The 16,461-nt window shown below is 67.4% G+C and carries 14 protein-coding genes; 8 read left to right on the top strand and 6 right to left on the bottom strand.

All coding sequences use genetic code 11. The features are described 5' to 3' along the window. Window positions 1-15 precede the first annotated feature (15 nt). Window positions 16-1,056 (top strand): PAS domain-containing protein, encoded by a 1,041-nt coding sequence (locus tag ACJ4V0_RS19580; protein WP_448301292.1) that lies wholly within the window; start codon window positions 16-18, stop codon window positions 1,054-1,056. A 117-nt stretch (window positions 1,057-1,173) separates the two neighbouring features. Here the strand turns inward: ACJ4V0_RS19580 and ACJ4V0_RS19575 are convergent, their stop codons facing one another. The 3 genes from ACJ4V0_RS19575 to ACJ4V0_RS19565 all read right to left on the bottom strand — a co-directional run bounded on the left by ACJ4V0_RS19575 (window position 1,174) and on the right by ACJ4V0_RS19565 (window position 5,873). Further along, a complete protein-coding gene (locus ACJ4V0_RS19575; protein WP_448301291.1) occupies window positions 1,174-1,422 on the bottom strand; it encodes a hypothetical protein in 249 nt (82 codons plus the stop codon). Window positions 1,423-1,596: 174 nt separating this feature from the next. Further along, window positions 1,597-4,689 (bottom strand): efflux RND transporter permease subunit, encoded by a 3,093-nt coding sequence (locus ACJ4V0_RS19570; protein ID WP_448301290.1) that lies wholly within the window; start codon window positions 4,687-4,689, stop codon window positions 1,597-1,599. Next, window positions 4,686-5,873: an efflux RND transporter periplasmic adaptor subunit gene (locus ACJ4V0_RS19565; RefSeq protein WP_448301289.1), complete on the bottom strand. Its 1,188-nt coding sequence runs from the start codon at window positions 5,871-5,873 to the stop codon at window positions 4,686-4,688. The genes ACJ4V0_RS19570 and ACJ4V0_RS19565 overlap by 4 nt, the downstream gene beginning before the upstream one ends. Before the next feature lie 284 nt (window positions 5,874-6,157). Here ACJ4V0_RS19565 and ACJ4V0_RS19560 point away from each other — a divergent pair, with 284 nt between their 5' ends. The 3 genes from ACJ4V0_RS19560 to ACJ4V0_RS19550 are packed head-to-tail and all read left to right on the top strand — an operon-like array spanning window position 6,158 to window position 9,127. Next, window positions 6,158-7,312 carry an efflux RND transporter periplasmic adaptor subunit gene (locus ACJ4V0_RS19560; RefSeq protein WP_448301288.1) on the top strand — a complete coding sequence of 385 codons (1,155 nt, stop codon included), beginning with the start codon at window positions 6,158-6,160 and terminating at the stop codon, window positions 7,310-7,312. Then, window positions 7,309-8,442 (top strand): ABC transporter permease, encoded by a 1,134-nt coding sequence (locus ACJ4V0_RS19555; RefSeq protein ID WP_448301287.1) that lies wholly within the window; start codon window positions 7,309-7,311, stop codon window positions 8,440-8,442. The genes ACJ4V0_RS19560 and ACJ4V0_RS19555 overlap by 4 nt, the downstream gene beginning before the upstream one ends. Before the next feature lies 1 nt (window position 8,443). After that, complete coding sequence (locus tag ACJ4V0_RS19550) at window positions 8,444-9,127, top strand: ABC transporter ATP-binding protein (RefSeq protein WP_448301286.1); 684 nt, start codon at window positions 8,444-8,446, stop codon at window positions 9,125-9,127. Between the two features lie 96 nt (window positions 9,128-9,223). On the opposite strand, the gene ACJ4V0_RS19545 is transcribed toward ACJ4V0_RS19550, so the two are convergent. The 3 genes from ACJ4V0_RS19545 to ACJ4V0_RS19535 are packed head-to-tail and all read right to left on the bottom strand — an operon-like array spanning window position 9,224 to window position 13,694. Next, complete coding sequence (locus ACJ4V0_RS19545; RefSeq protein WP_448301285.1) at window positions 9,224-12,481, bottom strand: efflux RND transporter permease subunit; 3,258 nt, start codon at window positions 12,479-12,481, stop codon at window positions 9,224-9,226. Next, window positions 12,478-13,479, bottom strand: coding sequence for an efflux RND transporter periplasmic adaptor subunit (locus tag ACJ4V0_RS19540; RefSeq protein ID WP_448301284.1), 1,002 nt, complete (start codon window positions 13,477-13,479; stop codon window positions 12,478-12,480). The genes ACJ4V0_RS19545 and ACJ4V0_RS19540 overlap by 4 nt, the downstream gene beginning before the upstream one ends. 11 nt (window positions 13,480-13,490) lie before the next feature. Then, window positions 13,491-13,694, bottom strand: coding sequence for a YgaP family membrane protein (locus ACJ4V0_RS19535; protein WP_448301283.1), 204 nt, complete (start codon window positions 13,692-13,694; stop codon window positions 13,491-13,493). Between the two features lie 241 nt (window positions 13,695-13,935). On the opposite strand from ACJ4V0_RS19535, the gene ACJ4V0_RS19530 reads away from it, so the two are divergent. From ACJ4V0_RS19530 to ACJ4V0_RS19515, 4 genes are all read left to right on the top strand, one after another. Next, window positions 13,936-15,276 carry an NAD(P)/FAD-dependent oxidoreductase gene (locus ACJ4V0_RS19530; RefSeq protein ID WP_448301282.1) on the top strand — a complete coding sequence of 447 codons (1,341 nt, stop codon included), beginning with the start codon at window positions 13,936-13,938 and terminating at the stop codon, window positions 15,274-15,276. Between the two features lie 10 nt (window positions 15,277-15,286). Beyond that, window positions 15,287-15,649, top strand: a complete 363-nt coding sequence (locus ACJ4V0_RS19525) for a DUF5368 domain-containing protein (protein ID WP_448301281.1) — start codon at window positions 15,287-15,289, stop codon at window positions 15,647-15,649. Between the two features lie 36 nt (window positions 15,650-15,685). Next, complete coding sequence (locus ACJ4V0_RS19520) at window positions 15,686-16,024, top strand: rhodanese-like domain-containing protein (protein ID WP_448301280.1); 339 nt, start codon at window positions 15,686-15,688, stop codon at window positions 16,022-16,024. 152 nt (window positions 16,025-16,176) lie between these two features. Then, the coding region (locus tag ACJ4V0_RS19515; protein WP_448301279.1) for a transposase at window positions 16,177-16,461 on the top strand (285 nt) is incomplete at its 3' end.

The following is a 16,461-nucleotide window of genomic DNA, read 5'->3' as shown; positions in this document are numbered from 1 at the left end:
ACCTGACGGTGTGGCATGACGGATAGGAACGATCCGGCAGGCCGCATTTCAGCGCTCGAAGCCGAGAATGCCGACCTTCGCGAGACACTTCAGCGGGTCCAGAGCATCGGGTTGATCGGCAGCGTCGAGGTCGATCTCCGGCGACGCGCGTTTCGCAACTTCCGTTCCCCCGAATACCTGGTGATCCACGGCCTGCCGCCCGATGCGGCCAATGAGACCCACGCGCAATGGCTCGCGCGCATCCATCCGGATGACCGGAGCCGTATGGAGAACCACTTCCTCACCGAGGTGAGCGGGAGGGAAACGGACTACAGCGCCGAGTACCGGATCATCCGTCCGTCAGACAGGGAAGTCCGATGGATCTTCGCGAAGGGCGTGATCGAGCGGGACCCGGCCGGCGAGCCCATCCGCTTCGTCGGCGCCCATCTCGACATCACCGAACGCAGGCAGCTTGAGCAGCAAACGGAGACCATCGCCCGCGAGTTCGCGCACAGGGTGAAGAATCTTGGGTCCGTTGTCCGCTCGCTGGTGGCGATGTCGGCACGCAGTCATCCCGAGGCAGCACCGTTCGCCGAGAAGGTGATCGGCCGGATCGATGCGCTCTTCCGCGCCAAGGAACTGGTCCAGCCCTCACGCCACGATCACACCGTCAGCCATACGATTCTGGATCTCGTCCGCACGCTCCTTGCTCCCTATGCCGGAGCGGAAAACCTCATCGCGATCGACGGCGCCGACGTGCCGGTGGGACCGCGGGCCTCGACGGCGCTCGCCCTTGGCCTTCATGAACTGGCGACCAATGCCGTGAAGTACGGCGCGCTGAGCCGGGAGAGAGGACACCTGTCGGTCGTGGTGGCCCGTCTTGAGGGGCATGTCGACGTGCTGTGGAGCGAAACGGGCGGTCCGGCCCTGACCGGCAAGCCGCTCAAGTCCGGCTTCGGCTTCGAGATGCTGGACCGGATCTTTACCTCGCAGATGAAGGCAACGGTCGTCCATGAATGGCTGCCAGACGGCGTCAGGGTGGCAATCCGGCTTCCCGTCGACCGGCTGGCTCTGTAGCCGACGGTGTGACGATTGGCGGCCGACCGCCTCTGAGGGTGGTCATTTGGCAGATGGCCGTCGGTCTGCAACCGCAGGCCGCGCGATGGTCGTCGAACCGGTGGCCTGACAGACGCCTCAGATGTCGGTTGAGCGCGGGTTCCGCTGGTTCGCCTTGTCCATCAGATCGTCGCGCTGCCCGCCGGGCTGACTCTCGATGTATGCGTCGTCGTCACGCGACTGTTGCTGCTCTGCCTGACCCCGGCCGCCGACCTCGTGCGGCAAGCCACCCTGCCGCTTGCCGTCGCCGGCAGCCTGCTCCTGTTGCTTCGGGGCCGGGCCGGGCATGTCCTTGTTGAGCGGGCTATTGTCGAAGCGATTGTTCATGTCGTGTCCTCCATGGCCCCGCCCCCCAAAGGAAACGGGACGCTCCGGTCAATGTTCCGTTGCCGCAAGACGTGACATCCTCGCGGCAGGCGATCGCAGCGTCAGGAGCGCGCCGGGGTCGCGATCGACTGCCGCGTGCCGACGATCAGCCAGTGGAGGCCGGAGCGGCAGGGTTCAGTTTGTTCCGGGTCCCAAGGCCCGATCGTCCGAACCGACGATGTGTCCTGGTTCGACCGCTGCTGCGGCATGCCGGGACAGGATGCTGTAGGCGACAGGCACGACATAGAGGGTCAGCAATGTCCCGAAGCTCATGCCTCCGACGATGACCCAACCGATCTGCGAGCGGCTTTCCGCACCGGCCCCCGTGGCGAAGGCCAACGGCAGGGCGCCGAGCACCATGGTGCCAGCGGTCATCAGGATGGGCCGCAGGCGAAGGACGGCCGCTTCGACCAGCGCCTCCGCCTGTTCGCGACCCTCCTCGCGAAGCTGGTTGGCGAACTCGACGATCAGGATGCCGTGCTTGGTGATGAGCCCGATGAGGGTCACCAGGCCGATCTGGCTATAGACGTTGAGCGTGCCCCCGGTGAGCGCCAGGGCCATCAGCGCTCCGGTGATGGACAGCGGCACCGACACCATGATGACGAAGGGATCGACGAAGCTCTCGAACTGCGCCGCAAGGACCAGATAGATGAAGCCGAGGGCCAGGAGGAAGACCAGGAATATGCTGGCCCCGGATTGGCGGAACTCGCGGCTCTGGCCGCCATAGTCGATCTGCACGGTGGGCGGCAGCACCTCGCGCGCGGCCGTCTCGAGCGCCGTCAGGGCGTCGCCGAGCGAATAGCCGGGCGCCGGCGTCGCGGTGATCGTGGCCGCGCGCAACTGGTTGAAGCGGTTGAGTTCACGTGGCGCTATGGTCTCGATCGTCGTCACAACGCTGGAAAGCTGGACGATCTCGCCCCGCGAGGAGCGGACGTAGATGGTGCTCAGCACGTCAGGCGTCGCACGCTCGGCATCCGCCACCTGAACCACCACGTCGTATTGTTGGCCGTTCATGGTGAAGCGCGTCACCTGCCGTCCCCCGAGAAGGGATTCGAGCGTGCGGCCAATGACGTCGACGGACAGGCCGAGGTCCGCGACGCGCTGCCGATCGATACTCACCCGGATCTGCGGCTTGTTGAGCACGAGATCGCTGTCGAGATTGGCGAGCGCCGGAAACGCCGCGGCGGCCTCCAGCACCCGGTCCGAGTAGGTCTTCAGCGTCGCATAGGGCTCGGACGTGCGGATGACGAACTCGACCGGTGTATTGCCGCGGCCGCCACCACCCAACGAAGGCGGATTGGCGGCGAAGATGCGGATGCCCGCAATCTTCTGCAGTTCGCGGTTGAGCTCGGCGACGATCTGCTGCTGCGTTCGGCTGCGCTCCTCCCACGGCTTCAGCCGCGCGATCACAATGGCGCGGGTCACATCCGGAAAGCCCACGATGGTGAAATAGGCCTGCACGTCCGGGTTGGCCGCGAGGACGGGCTCGATCCGGCGGGCGTACTCGGCGGTGAAAGCGAGCGTCGCACCCTCCGGCGCCGTGCCGCCGGCCCGCACCGTGCCCTGGTCCTCGACAGGCGCCAGTTCCGAGCGCAGGGTCGAGAAGGCAAGGCCGCCGGCGGCCGCGGTGGCGAGCGCGATGACCACCACCACCCAGCGTGCGGCGAGCGCCGTGCCCAGCGAGCGCCGGTAACCGCTGGTGATGGCATCGAAGCCACGTTCCAGAAAGTTGTAGATGCGGCCGTGGCTTTCCTGGCGGCGCAGCAGCTTGGCGCACATCACCGGCGTCAGCGTCAGCGCCACGAAGCCGGAGACGACGACCGCTCCGGCCAGGGTCAGGGCGAACTCGATGAACAGCTTGCCGATGCGCCCGGTGGCGAAGGCCATGGGCGCATAGACCGCGACGAGGGTCAGGGTCATGGCGATGACGGCGAAGGCGATTTCGCGGATGCCGCGGATGGCGGCGGCCAGCGGCTCCATGCCGTCCTCGATGTGGCGATAGATGTTCTCCAGCACGACGATGGCGTCGTCGACAACGAGACCGATCGCCAGAACCAGCGACAGAAGCGTCAGCGTGTTCACCGTGAAGCCGAACATCAGCATGAGCGCGAAGGCGCCGATCAGCGAGATCGGGATGGTCACTAGCGGGATGAGGGTGGCGCGGAACGAGCGGAGGAACAGGATGATGATCAGCACCACCAGACCGATCGCCTCCGCGATCGTCACATAGACGGCGGAGATCGAGCGCTGGATGAAGATCGAGCTGTCATATGACACCGCGAGGCGCATGCCGGTGGGCAGATCCTCGGTGATGGCGGGCAGCGCGCGGGTGACGCCGGACGACACGTCGAGCGGATTGGCTGTCGCCTGCTTGACGACCCCCAGCGTCACCGAGGGTACGCCGCCGAACCAGGCGGAGCTGCGGCGGTCGCGCGGACCGATCTCGACCCTGGCGACATCGCCGAGACGGACGACGAAACCGTTGGAATCGCGCAGCACGATCTGGCGGAACTGCTGGGGCGTGGTGAGGCCGGTCTGCGACAGAACGGTGAACTCGCGGCTCTGGCTCTCCACCAGGCCGGCGGGGATGTCGACGTTCTGCGACCGCAGCGCCGCTTCCACCTCCTGCACGGTCAGCTGATAGGCGGCGAGCCGCGCACGATCGATCCAGATGCGCATCGCGTAGGTGCGCTGCCCCTGGATGCGCACCTCGGAGACGCCGGTGACCGTCTGGATCCGGTCGACGATGAAGCGGCTGGCGAAGTCGGTGAGCTCGAGGGAGCTGAGGCCCTCGCCCGTCAGCGACAGGTACATGACCGGCTGCGCGTCGGCCTCCACCTTTGCGATGATCGGCTCGGCGATCTCGTCGGGCAGGCGCCCGCGCACGCGCGAGACGCGGTCGCGCACGTCCGAGGCCGCGACATCCGGATTGATCTCGGGCCGGAAGCGGACGGAAATGTTGCTGGTCTGCTGGCGGCTCTGCGACGTGAGGATCTCGATGCCCTCGATCCCGGCGATCGAATCCTCCAGCACCTGCGTGACCTGCGTCTCCATGATCTCGGCGCTGGCGCCCTGGTAGGTGGTCCGCACGGAGACCACGGGCTCGTCGATGTTCGGATACTGGCGGACCGCCAGCCGCGTGTAGGACACGGCACCGATCAGGACGACGAGAATGCTCAGCACGGTCGAGAGGACCGGGCGGCGGACGAAGACCTCGAACGGGTTCATGGCGAGGTCCTGGCCGGAGTCTGCGCGGGTCCGGCCGCAGCTTGTCCCGCCGGAGGCGTCGGCGCGGGCCGGGGTGGAGGTTCGGTCACGGTGACGCGCGCCCCGTCGCGCAGGCGGACCTGACCCGCAACCACGACCTGGTCGCCCGCCTTCACCCCTTCAGTGATCTCCACCTTGCCGTCGAAGCGGCGGCCGGTGGCAACCACCTTCATGGCAGCACGGCCCTCTGAAACGACATAGATCGCGGATTCCTGCCCGGTCGCCGAGGCGACGAGAGCCGCCTCCGGCACGACGATGGCGTCGTCGCGCACCGCGGTCGTCAGCGCCACGCGGGCGAAGAGGCCCGGGCGGAGCGTCCTGTCGCTGTTGCCGATGGTTGCCCGAAGCCGCACTGCCCGGCCAGCGGCGTCCACGACGGGATCGATCGCGTAGACCTCGCCGACGAAGCGGCGCTCGGGAAAGGCATCGACCCGGACATCGACCGCCTGTCCGGTTTGGACCGATGACAGGAACAGTTCCGGAATCGAGAAGTCGACCTTGATGGGGTCGAGCCCGGTCAGCGTCGTGATGGCCTGGCCAGCCGGGATGATCGTGCCGACGCTCGTGCTGCGCAGACCGACGATCCCCTTGAACGGGGCTGAGAGGGTGAGCTGGCCGAGTTTGGTTTCGGCGGCGGCGACGTTGGCGCGTGCGACCGCGAGCTGGGCCGTGGCTTGCTCCAGTGCGACCTGCGTTCCCGCGCCGCGCTGCACCAGCGTCTGGCTGCGGTCATAGACGTCCTGCGCAAGCGACAGGTTGGCCTGCGCCTGCTGCAGTTCGGCGCGGGCGATGACCGGATCGAGATCGACCAGCTTCGCTCCGGCCTCGACCTCCCGTCCCTCGCGGAAGTGGAAGGCGACGATGCGGCCCGCGACCTCCGAGGCGATCGGCACCTGCTCGTTCGCCGCCAGTGTCCCGAGAGCCTCGACCTGATCGGCGACCCGCTCGGTCGCGGCCTTCACCACCTCAACCGGGGTGCCTGCCTGCGCGGTGGCGGGTCGACCAGCGCGTGCCGCGTCCTCGGACCCGAGGCCGATCCAGGCTGGCCTCAGCACGGCGATGGATCCGAGCACCACGGAAGCAAGGACGGTCGCGGCAAGCGCAAGGCGCCATGGGCTGGAGTCGGCGGAGGCGGGCGACGCCATGGCTATCCCTTCGGATCGAGAGTGCCCTTAAGGAATGAAGGCAGTTCCGGCCGGACGCAAAAGGCTCAGCGCGCGGCGAATGCGACCCCAATACAACATCCGCGGGACCGCCCGGTTCCCGAAGGGCAGGCTGTGGCGGCGTTCCGTCGCGGTCAGGTGGGAGAACGTCATAAGCCCGGCTCGGCCTCGTCGGCCCCGACGGGGGCATTCAAGAGCCTTGACCTTCCCATCGTGGAAAGGATCACATTCTAAATGCAGAATGCATTTTGAAGGGAATTGTCCTCATGCTCCGCAGAGGCAAATGGCTTGCCCTGGTCCTCCTGCTCGGCTGTTTCACCGGCGCCGTCGTCTGGACGATGCGCTACCAGCCGCTCTCGCTGGCGGTCGTGCGGGCCGAGGAGAAGATCCCGGTCGAGGTCTTCGGGCTTGGCACGGTGGAGGCGCAGGTCGTCGCACGGGTCGGCTTCAAGCAGTCCGGAACGTTGGTGGAACTGGCGGCCGACCATGGCGACGTGGTCGCGACCGGGCGCCTTCTGGCGCACATCGACAGCCAGGAGCAGAATGCGCGCGCTGCCAAGGCGCGTTCCGGGGTCGCCAATGCGGAAGCGGCGGTGATGGTCACGGAGGCGGTCGCGAACCGCAGCACCGTCGTCTATGCGCAGCGCCAGCAGACCAACCAGCGGCGGCAGGCGCTTCTGGCGCGCGGCACGATCTCCATCGAGCAGGCGGAAGAGGCGCAACTCGCCGAGACCACCGCGAGGGCCGACATGACCGTCGCCCAGGCCGAGGTGGTAGCGGCAAAGGCGAGGCTCGGAGACGCGAAGGCGCAATATGCCTTCGAGGGCGCCATCCTCGCCCAGCACGAGCTGCGGGCGCCGTTTTCCGGCGTGGTCATCGCCAGGACCAAGGAACTCGGGGCCGTCGCCGGTGCAGGAGAGGCCATCTTCACGCTGGTCGACCCAGCGACCTACTGGGTGCTCGCCTATCTTGACGAGGCCCGGACTGGCGCCATCGCGCTCGGACAGCGAGCGACGATCAGGCTCAGGTCGCGTCCTGGCCAGGCCTATACTGGCCGTGTCGTCAGGATGGGACTCGAGGCCGATCGGGTGAACGAGGAACGCCGGGTCTATGTCGCCTGCGAGGACTGTCCGGCCGGCGGTTACGTGCTCGGCGAGCAGGCCGAGGTGACCATCCGGACCGGCGACCTGCCGCGGGCCGTGCTGGTTCCCGAAGCGGTGATCGACGGCCTCAGCCACGGCCAGGGGAGCGTGTGGGTGATCCGGGACGGGCGCCTCGCCCGCCGCATCCTGACCTTCGGCCAGCGGACGCTGGACGGACGGCACGAAGCGACGGGCATCGCCGCCGGCGAAACCATCGTGATCCAGCGCCATGCGCGAGCTTATGAGGGCCGGACCGCCACGGCGCGAGCCGCGCCATGAACCTCGCGCTGCGCGACATCCGGCACAATCTCGGGCGCTTCCTGCTGACCTGCCTCGGACTCAGCCTTCTCCTCGGCGTCGTCATGTCGATGATCGGCATCTATCGGGGACTGGTGGCCGATGCGCTCGGCATCGCCCGCGCGCCGGCAGCCCAGATCTGGGTGGTGGAGGCCAAGAGCCGCGGTCCCTTCGCCGAGGCCTCCCGCATCCCGGGCGACACGCGCGAGGCGATCGCCCGCATCGCCGGGGTCCAGGATGCCGGTTCCGTCACCTACCAGTCGGTGGAGGCGGGCTTCCGCGGCCGCCCCCTGCGCCTCTATGTCATCGGTTTCGAGCCTGGTCGGCCGGGCGGGCCGCGCGTGCTGACGGAAGGCCGCCCGATCACCCGGACGCGTTTCGAGATGATCGCGGATGCACGCGGCGGCCTGACCATCGGCGACGTGGTGACGATGGGGCGCAGCCAGTTTCATGTGGTCGGGACCACGACGGGTCAGGTCGCCTCCGGCGGCGATCCCGTCGTCTATGTGACGCTGAAGGACTCGCAGCGGCTGCAGTTCGACCTCACCCCGTCCGCGCAGCGGCGGGAGCAGGCGCGCGGCGCGTCCGGCGGGTCCTCGGACATCGTCAATGCCGTGGTGACGACCCTCATTCCCAACGCCTCGACCGGGCTCGTCGCCGACACGATCCGGCGCTGGAAACATCTCAACGCCCTCAGCCAGGATGAACAGGAGACGATTCTCACCCGTTCCGTCGTGGAGATGGCACGCCGCCAGATCGGGCTCTTCACCTCCCTGCTTCTGACCGTCTCGGCCGTCATCATCGCCCTGATCATCTACACGCTGACCATCGACAAGCTGCGCGAGATCGCCACGCTGAAACTCATCGGTGCGCCGGACAGCGTGATCGTCGGCCTCATCGTGCAGCAGGCGGTGGCCATGGGCGTGATCGGTTTCGGTTTCGGGCTGGCGCTGATCCTCACCATCAAGGACCGCTTTCCACGCCGGGTGGTGATCGAGCCCTCCGACGTCGGCATTCTCGCTCTCGTCATCCTCGCGGTCTGCATTCTGGCCAGCGGCCTCGGCGTGCGCCTCGCGCTCAAGGTCGACCCGGCCAAGGCGCTGGGAGGCTGACATGGCAACGCCCCTGGTGAGCGTCCGCAACGTCTCCAAGCATTTCGGCGAGGGCGAGGCCCGGGTGGACGCGCTGACCGACGTCTCCCTCGATGTCATGGCGGGCGAGGTCATCGGCCTCAAGGGGCCGAGCGGTTCGGGCAAGACGACGCTTCTCAACGTCATCGGCTGCATCCTGGAGCCTTCCGCAGGACAGTTGATCCTGAACGGCGAGACCGTCTTCGACGGCAGATGGCTGATGCGCGACCTCCGCCGCATGCGGCTTGAGCGCATCGGCTTCATTTTCCAGTCGCACAATCTCCTGCCTTTCCTGTCGGTGGTGGAGAACGTCGCCCTGGTGCTGCGGCTCGCCGGCCAGGGCGAGCAGGCGGCGGTGGCCCGGGCCGATGAGCTCCTCGCCTATCTCGAGGTGTCCCACCGCCGCAACGCCATGCCGGCGCAGCTCTCCGGCGGCGAGGCCCAGCGCGTCGCCATCGCCCGGGCCCTCGCCAACCGTCCGCGCATCATCCTCGCCGACGAGCCGACCGCGGCTCTCGATTCCGACCGCGCCCGCATCGTCATGGACCTCCTGCGCCGCGTCGCCGTCGAGAACGAGGCGTCCATCATCACCGTGACCCACGACGAGAAGATCTTCTCGCGCTTCGACAGGCTGGTGTCGCTCAGGGACGGGCGGATCGACGGGTGAGAGCCGTCCGACCAGAGCCTGAAAACCTCTCATCGATGATCGTCGTGCCGTCTATTGGGCAGAGCATCTGAAAGGCGACGATCGCTCGGGCGAACCTCACCCGGTGGCCATGTCGACCTCCGCCCCGACCGGCTTCTCTCCGCGCAGCACCACATAGATCGCCGGGATGACCAGCACGGTCAGCAGGGTCGATGAGGCGAGCCCGAACAGCAGCGAGATGGCGAGACCCTGGAAGATCGGGTCGGTGAGGATCGTCACAGCGCCGATCATGGCGGCAAGCGCCGTCAGCAGGATCGGCTTGAATCGGATCGCCCCCGCCTCCAGCAGCACGTCGTTCAGCGATCGGCCCGGTGCGCGGGCGTGTCGGATGAAATCGACCAGCAGGATCGAGTTGCGCACGATGATGCCGGCGAGGGCGATGAAGCCGATCATCGACGTCGCCGAGAAGGGCGCGCCGAACAGCCAGTGCCCGATGAGGATGCCGATGAAGGTCAGCGGGATCGGCGTCAGGATCACCAGCGGCAGCTTGAACGAGCCGAACTGCATGACGACCAGGATGTAGATGCCGAGCAGGGCCACCATGAAGGCAGCACCCATGTCGCGGAACGTCACCCAGGTCACCTCCCATTCGCCGTCCCAGAGGAGAACCGGCTTGGTCGTATCGACGGGCTGGCCGTTGAGCGCGATGACAGGTTTCGGCACAGCGCCCCAGTCGGCGGCATCCATGGCGCGCTGCACAGCGATCATGCCGTAGAGCGGCGCCTCGAAGGCCCCGGCGAGTTCCGCCGTCACCATTTCGGCGGCGCGGCCGTTGCGGCGGAAGACCGGTAGCGACGTGGTCTCGCGGGTCAGCCGCACGACGTCGCCGAGTTCGACGACCGAACGGTCTCCGGGAAGGATATTGGCCGGCACGGGCGTCGACAGAGCCCGCTCGTCGACGACGAGGCTGCTCTTCGACGGCGCAAGGCGGATCGGAATCGGCTGGCGCCCGCCGCCGCGATGCGAATATCCGACGGTCGTGCCGCCGTAGAGCATGCGGATGGTGGAGAAGACGTCACTCTGCTCAACGCGGTGGAATTCGAGTGAATCGTCGGCCACCGTCAGTCGCAGGCGCTCGGCGGACGTGCCGAAACTGTCGTCGACGTCGACGATGAATGGGACCGAGGCGAAGGCCTCACGGACCTTCGTCGCCACCTGCCGGCGGGTCTCGGCGTCGGGTCCGTAGATCTCGGCGAGCAACGTCGCCATGACCGGTGGACCGGGCGGCGGCTCGACCACCTTCACAGCCGTGCGTGCGGGAATCGGCACCGCCCGCAGCCGCTCGCGGACCTCGAGGGCGATGTCGTGGCTGGCGCGCTTGCGCTTGTCCTTCGGGACGAGATTGAGCTGCAGGTCGCCCATCTGCGGCTCGCTGCGCAGGTAGGCGTGCCGTACCAGGCCGTTGAAGTTGAAGGGTGCAGCAGTTCCCGCGTGGCTCTGGATGGACTCGATCTCGGCGATGCCGGCAAGGCGCCCCGCCATCTCCTGCAGCAGCCGGTCGGTCTCCTCGACCGAGGCGCCGCGCGGCAGGTCGAGGACCACGCCGAGCTCCGACTTGTTGTCGAAGGGCAGCAGCTTCACCGTGACGTGCTGGGTATAGAACAGCGCCATCGAACCGAGCGTTGCGATGCCGACGAGGATGAGGAACATCCAGGCACGGCCCTTCGAGGCGAGGATCGGGGCGGCCGCCCACCGATAGCCGCGGCCGAGGATGCCGCCGTCGCCCTCGCCATGGCCGCCGCCATGAGCCGCGTCGTGGCCACCTTCGTGGGCCTTGCCGAACTTCAGCATCAGCCAGGGCGTGACCATGACCGCGACGAAGAAGGAGAAGATCATGGCCGCCGAGGCGTTGGCCGGGATCGGGCTCATATAGGGCCCCATCATGCCCGACACGAAGAGCATGGGCAGGAGGGCGGCGACCACGGTCAGCGTCGCGACGATGGTCGGATTGCCGACCTCGCCGACCGCATCGATGGCGGCCTGCGTCCGCGAGCGGCCATCCTTCATCGCCCAGTGGCGGGCGATGTTCTCGATGACCACGATGGCGTCGTCGACGAGGATGCCGATGGAGAAGATGAGGGCGAAGAGGCTGACGCGGTTCAGCGTGTAGCCCATGATCCGCGCGGCAAAGAGCGTCAGCAGGATCGTCACCGGAATGACGATGGCCACCACCAGCGCCTCGCGCCAGCCAATCGCCAGCCAGACCAGCAGCACGATGGAGATCGTCGCCAGCGCCAGGTGGAAGAGGAGCTCGTTGGCCTTCTCGTTGGCGGTCTCGCCATAGTCGCGGGTCACGTGGACGGCCACCTCGGCCGGCACCACCGTGCCCTCGAGGCGCTTCACGGCGGCGAAGACATCGTGGGCGACGGTGACCGCATTGGCGCCGGCGCGCTTGGCGATGGCGAGCGAGACGGCCGGCGCGCGGTCGAAGCCGCCCTGGCCATTGCGCGACAGGTGGGAGACACGCGCCTCGGCGGTCTCCGTTGCCAGGACCACGCGGGCGACGTCGCGGACATAGACCGGCCGTCCGTCGCGGGTCGTGACCAGCAGGTTGCCGATCTCGGAGAGGCCGGTCAGGGTCTGGCCGGCGACGAGGCCGATCTGGCGGTTCTGGTCGCGCACGGTGGCGGCCGCGAAGGCACGGTTTGCCGATTCCACCTTGCCGGCCAGCGCCTGCAGCGTCAGCCCGGCGCGGGCGAGCAACTCGGGATCGGGCTCGACGCGGATCTCCTCCGGCTGCTGTCCCACGAGATAGGTCAGGCCGATATTGTCGAGCTGCGAGACGGCGACCTGCACCTCGCGCGCGACGCGGGTGAGGTCGTTGGCGCTCCAGCGGTCGGCGGTGCCCGGCTTCGGCGCCAGCGTCAGCACCATGATGGCGACGTCGTCGATGCCGCGGCCGACGATGAGCGGTTCGGGAATGCCGGTCGGCAGGCGGTCGAGATTGGCGCGCACCTTTTCGTGGACGCGCAGGATGGCCGCATCGGCCGAGGTGCCGACAAGGAAGCGGGCGGTGATGAGAGTGCCGTCGTCGCGGGTCTGTGAATAGACGTGTTCGACTCCGTTGATCGACTTGACCAGCGTCTCCAGCGGCTCGGTGACGAGCTTGACCGCGTCCTCGGCCTTCAGGCCGTCGGCGCGCACATGGATATCGACCATCGGCACGGAGATCTGCGGCTCCTCCTCGCGGGGCAGCGTCATCAGGGCGACGATGCCGAGCACCAGAGAGGCCAGCAGGAACAGCGGCGTCAGCGGCGAGGTGATGAAGGCGCGCGTCAGGTTGCCCGCGATCCCCAGGGAGGTCTTCTCGGTCACGGCAGGATCACCCGGTCGCCGGGACGCAGCCCGGTGAGAATTTCGCGGCGCGGGCCGGCCGGCGTGTCGACCATCGCGCCGATGACGACGGCGATGTCGCGCGGACCTTCTCCGGTCGTGATGCGCACGAGATCGATGCCCGAGCGCGTCGTGACGGTAGCCTCGGGAACGGCGATGGCCTGACGTGTCGCCACGGGCACGCGCACGAGGACCCGCTCGCCGACGAAGGTGTCGGAGAGACCTTCCACAGCGACATCCGCGGTGACGCGCCCGTTCTCGATCTGCGGATAGACCTTCTCGATCCGCCCGCGTGTTGCTCCACCAATCTCGGCGGAGCCGCGCTCGCCGATGGCGACCTCGGACCCGACGGTCAGGAGAGGGGCGTGGCGCTCGGGAATGGCGAGGCGCAGGAACAGCCCGCCGGCGGCGATGGTCGCCACCTGCTCGCCGGGCAGCACCACTGAACCGCGGCGGATCGGTACGGTCAGGATGCGCCCGGCGGCCGGCGCGACGACGGAGCCTTCCGTCGCCTGCTGGAGGACGACCGAACGCTCGGCCTCGCCCTGGTTCACCTGGTTGGTGAGAACCTCGACCTGCGTGCGCATCTGGTCGACGCGCTGCTGGGTGGCGGCACCGCGGGCGAGAAGGGCCGACGTGCGATCGAATTCGACCCTGGCATTCTCGAGCTGGGACGTGACGGCGCGGATGCGGGCATCCGCGGCGTTGAGCTGCAGGGCGAGCTTCTCGTCGACGACGCGGGCAATGGGGCGCCCCGCCTCGACGACCGAGCCTTCGGTGACGGAGAGTTCCACCAGCGTGCCGCCGATGCGCGAGCGCGCCGGTACCACGAAGCGGCTCTCGATCCGTCCAAAAACCGCCTTGCTGTCGACCACCGCGACGGGGCGGATGACCTCTTCCGCCGCGATCCCCGTGGCGGCGCTTGCCGCAAGGGCCAGCGCGGCGAGCGCCGCGCGCGATGTCGTCCGTGCTGCACGCATGGTGGCAAACCTCACTTGAAGGCGCAGCCGGCCTTGATACCCATGGCCTTGAAGATCATGGCCGCCGGGCAGAAGCCGGTGAAACCGGCCTGAAGCAGATTGAGACCGATGAAGGCCGTGAAGGCATGGAACCACGGCGAGACGGCATAGGCGAGGGCGAGCGAGACCAGGATCATCACGCCGGCGAAGCTGAGAACGGCATTGTCTAACGTCATTTGGGTGTCTCCCGTTTGAGATGGATCACTGCGGATGGCCTGGGCGGTGAACTAGGAACTTGACGAGCCTGGTGCCGCCAGCTATCTGGGCCAGATAATATATTCAAACATCGGAATATCAAGAGGTGTTTTCCCTATTCCGCAGCAGCTGTTTCAGCGGCGGCGGGGAGCGGGGGGACTTGCAAGAAGCCGAAGGCCAGGGCTCCACATCTGGTCGCCTGACACATCAGGGAGGTTTGCCATGAGCGACCCAGGGGGGACCGCCGCGTCTCGGGGAATGCAGATCGATCGCCGCAAGCTGCTGATGCTCGGGGCTGCCGGGGCGCTTCCGGCATTTCCGGCGTTTGCCGCATCGGCGGAACCGAAGGTGCGCACGGCCGCACGGATCGTCATCGCCGGAGCGGGTGCAGCAGGCCTTGCCACAGCCTCGCGCCTCGCCGCCCGTCTCGAGGGCGCCACGATCACGCTGATCGACAAGCGAAAGGAACATTACTACCAGCCCGGCTTCACCCTCGTGGCGGCCGGCCTGAAGCCGCCCGGTTATTCGATCTCCGCCACGAGGGACTACGTGCCGCAGGGCGTGAACATGATCGAGGAGCCGGTCCGCGAGTTCGACCCCGTCGGCAACAAGGTCGTCACCGAGTCCGGGCGGGCCGTGCCCTATGACTATCTGATCGTGGCGACCGGCCTTGAGCTCGCCTATTCGGCCATCGAGGGCATGGACACGGCGCTGATCGGCCGCGACGGCATCGGCAGCGTCTATATCAGCCCCGAGGGCGCGGCAGCGACCTATCGCGAGATGTCGCGCTTCGCCGACAAGGGCGGCGTCGGCCTCTTCGGCCGCCCGGCCACCGAGATGAAATGCGCCGGCGCGCCGCTCAAGTACACCTTCATCACCGACGACATCCTTCGCCGCCGCGGTAACCGCGGCAAGGCCGAGCTCATCTACGCCGCGCAGAACAAGACCCACTTCGGCGTGCCAATCGTCTCCGAGAAGGTACGCATGCTTTTCGGCGAGCGCGGCGTGAAGACGGTCTATGACCACGTCATGACCGCCATCGATCCGGGGAAGAAGACCGCCACCTTCCGCACGCCGAGCGGATCGACGGAAATCAAGTTTGATTTCATCAACGTGGTGCCGCCGATGCGCGCACCGACGGCGGTCCGCAACTCACCCCTGCCCTGGCAGTCCGGTCCCTGGGCCGCCGACGGCTGGATCGAGGTCGATCGGGCGAACCTGCGCCACAAGCGCTTTCCCAACGTCTTCGCCGTCGGCGACGTCGCCGGCGTGCCGAAGGGCAAGACCGCGGCCAGCGTCAAATGGCAGGTGCCCGTGGCTGTCGACCATCTCGTCGCCGCCATCCAGGGCGGCAAGAGCGAGGCGGCCTACAACGGCTACACCTCCTGCCCGCTGATCACCCGCATCGGCCGGGCCATGCTGGTGGAGTTCGACTACAACGACAACCTCGTGCCCTCCTTCCCCGGCATCATCGCGCCGCTGGAGGAACTGTGGATCACCTGGATCATGAAAGAGATGGCGCTGAAGCCGACCTATACCGCCATGCTGCGCGGCCTGGCCTGAGGAGGGGACGATGAAGGATCTCGACATTTCGGTTTTCATCGCGGTCTTCCAGGAGATGCTGGGACCCGCCCTCTGGCTCCTGGTCGCCATCGCAATCTTGGGCATCCTTGCCTTCCTGTTCCTGCTCGTGAGGGATCGCGGGCTGTTCAGCCGCCGGCTGATCGGTGCTGAAGTTCTCGGCGTTTTTGGCGGTGTCCTCGCCCTGTTCATCATGTGGTTCGTCACCGATTCCAACCTCTATGACGTCGGTGGACCGATCGACTGGGTGCTGGTGGCCGTCATCTGGACCGTCGGGGCCATCGGCTCGGCGATCCTCGCCTATGTGGCGCTGGCCTACCTGGACTGGGGCGGCGCCCGGCGGCCGGCCGCGTGAGCCGGTCGCGTTCCCCCATCGCATAAGGAGACGATCATGTTTGGCTGGTTGAACCGGCGGCCGGCGGGCTGCGACCTGACACCTGCCGAGGCGCAGGCCCTTGTTGCCGAAGGCGAGGCCGTGCTTGTCGACGTGCGCGAGGACTCCGAGTGGCGGTCGGGGCACGTCCCCGGCGCCATCCATCTGCCCCTCTCGCAGTTCGCGCAGGGCGTTGGCCGCCTGCCACGCGACAAGAAGGTCATCCTCTACTGCCTGTCCGGTGGACGGTCCGGCCGCGCGCTTGGCGAATGCGCTAAGGCCGGCCTGCCGATCGAGAGCCATATTGCGGGCGGGATTTCGGCCTGGCAGAGGGCCGGGCTGCCCGTGGTACGCTGAGCGCGCGAGGGCTCAGCCAAGATCAGCAAGAAGGGCCCTGTAGGCGGGGGCTTTCGGTCTCTTCCCAATAGGGATAGCCGAGATCGTCGATGGCCTGAGACCCTGAACCTCCTCCAGATTTGGGTAGAATCCGTCGACCATGGAGATGGACGATGCGACCCTCGCGGTTCGCGGAAGAGCAGATCATCGGGATGCTGAAGGAGCAGGAGGCCGGTGCGAAGACGTCGGAGGTCTGTCGCAAGCACGGCATCTCGGCTGCGACCTTCTACAAGTTCAAGGCGAAGTTCGGCGGGATGGACGTGTCGGACGCCCGCCGCCAGATCGAACTGATCCGCACGGCCTGGCGCGACAGCAGCAAAGTCTACGGCTACCGGAAGCTCCACGACGACCTCGTGGACATGGGCGAGAACTGCTGTCCGAACCGGGTCGCACGACTG

The sequence above is a fragment of the Phreatobacter aquiterrae genome (assembly GCF_053471285.1).
The sequence above is the reverse complement of the archived record's forward strand: the minus strand, read 5'-3'. Positions and strand labels throughout refer to the sequence as shown.

What these genes read in the sequence shown, in the direction of transcription:
- ACJ4V0_RS19580 (WP_448301292.1), top strand. Translation starts at nt 16, where the DNA reads ATGACGGATAGGAACGATCCGGCAGGCCGCATTTCAGCGCTCGAAGCC.
- ACJ4V0_RS19575 (WP_448301291.1), bottom strand. Translation starts at nt 1,422, where the DNA reads ATGAACAATCGCTTCGACAATAGCCCGCTCAACAAGGACATGCCCGGC.
- ACJ4V0_RS19570 (WP_448301290.1), bottom strand. Translation starts at nt 4,689, where the DNA reads ATGAACCCGTTCGAGGTCTTCGTCCGCCGCCCGGTCCTCTCGACCGTG.
- ACJ4V0_RS19565 (WP_448301289.1), bottom strand. Translation starts at nt 5,873, where the DNA reads ATGGCGTCGCCCGCCTCCGCCGACTCCAGCCCATGGCGCCTTGCGCTT.
- ACJ4V0_RS19560 (WP_448301288.1), top strand. Translation starts at nt 6,158, where the DNA reads ATGCTCCGCAGAGGCAAATGGCTTGCCCTGGTCCTCCTGCTCGGCTGT.
- ACJ4V0_RS19555 (WP_448301287.1), top strand. Translation starts at nt 7,309, where the DNA reads ATGAACCTCGCGCTGCGCGACATCCGGCACAATCTCGGGCGCTTCCTG.
- ACJ4V0_RS19550 (WP_448301286.1), top strand. Translation starts at nt 8,444, where the DNA reads ATGGCAACGCCCCTGGTGAGCGTCCGCAACGTCTCCAAGCATTTCGGC.
- ACJ4V0_RS19540 (WP_448301284.1), bottom strand. Translation starts at nt 13,479, where the DNA reads ATGCGTGCAGCACGGACGACATCGCGCGCGGCGCTCGCCGCGCTGGCC.
- ACJ4V0_RS19535 (WP_448301283.1), bottom strand. Translation starts at nt 13,694, where the DNA reads ATGACGTTAGACAATGCCGTTCTCAGCTTCGCCGGCGTGATGATCCTG.
- ACJ4V0_RS19530 (WP_448301282.1), top strand. Translation starts at nt 13,936, where the DNA reads ATGAGCGACCCAGGGGGGACCGCCGCGTCTCGGGGAATGCAGATCGAT.
- ACJ4V0_RS19525 (WP_448301281.1), top strand. Translation starts at nt 15,287, where the DNA reads ATGAAGGATCTCGACATTTCGGTTTTCATCGCGGTCTTCCAGGAGATG.
- ACJ4V0_RS19520 (WP_448301280.1), top strand. Translation starts at nt 15,686, where the DNA reads ATGTTTGGCTGGTTGAACCGGCGGCCGGCGGGCTGCGACCTGACACCT.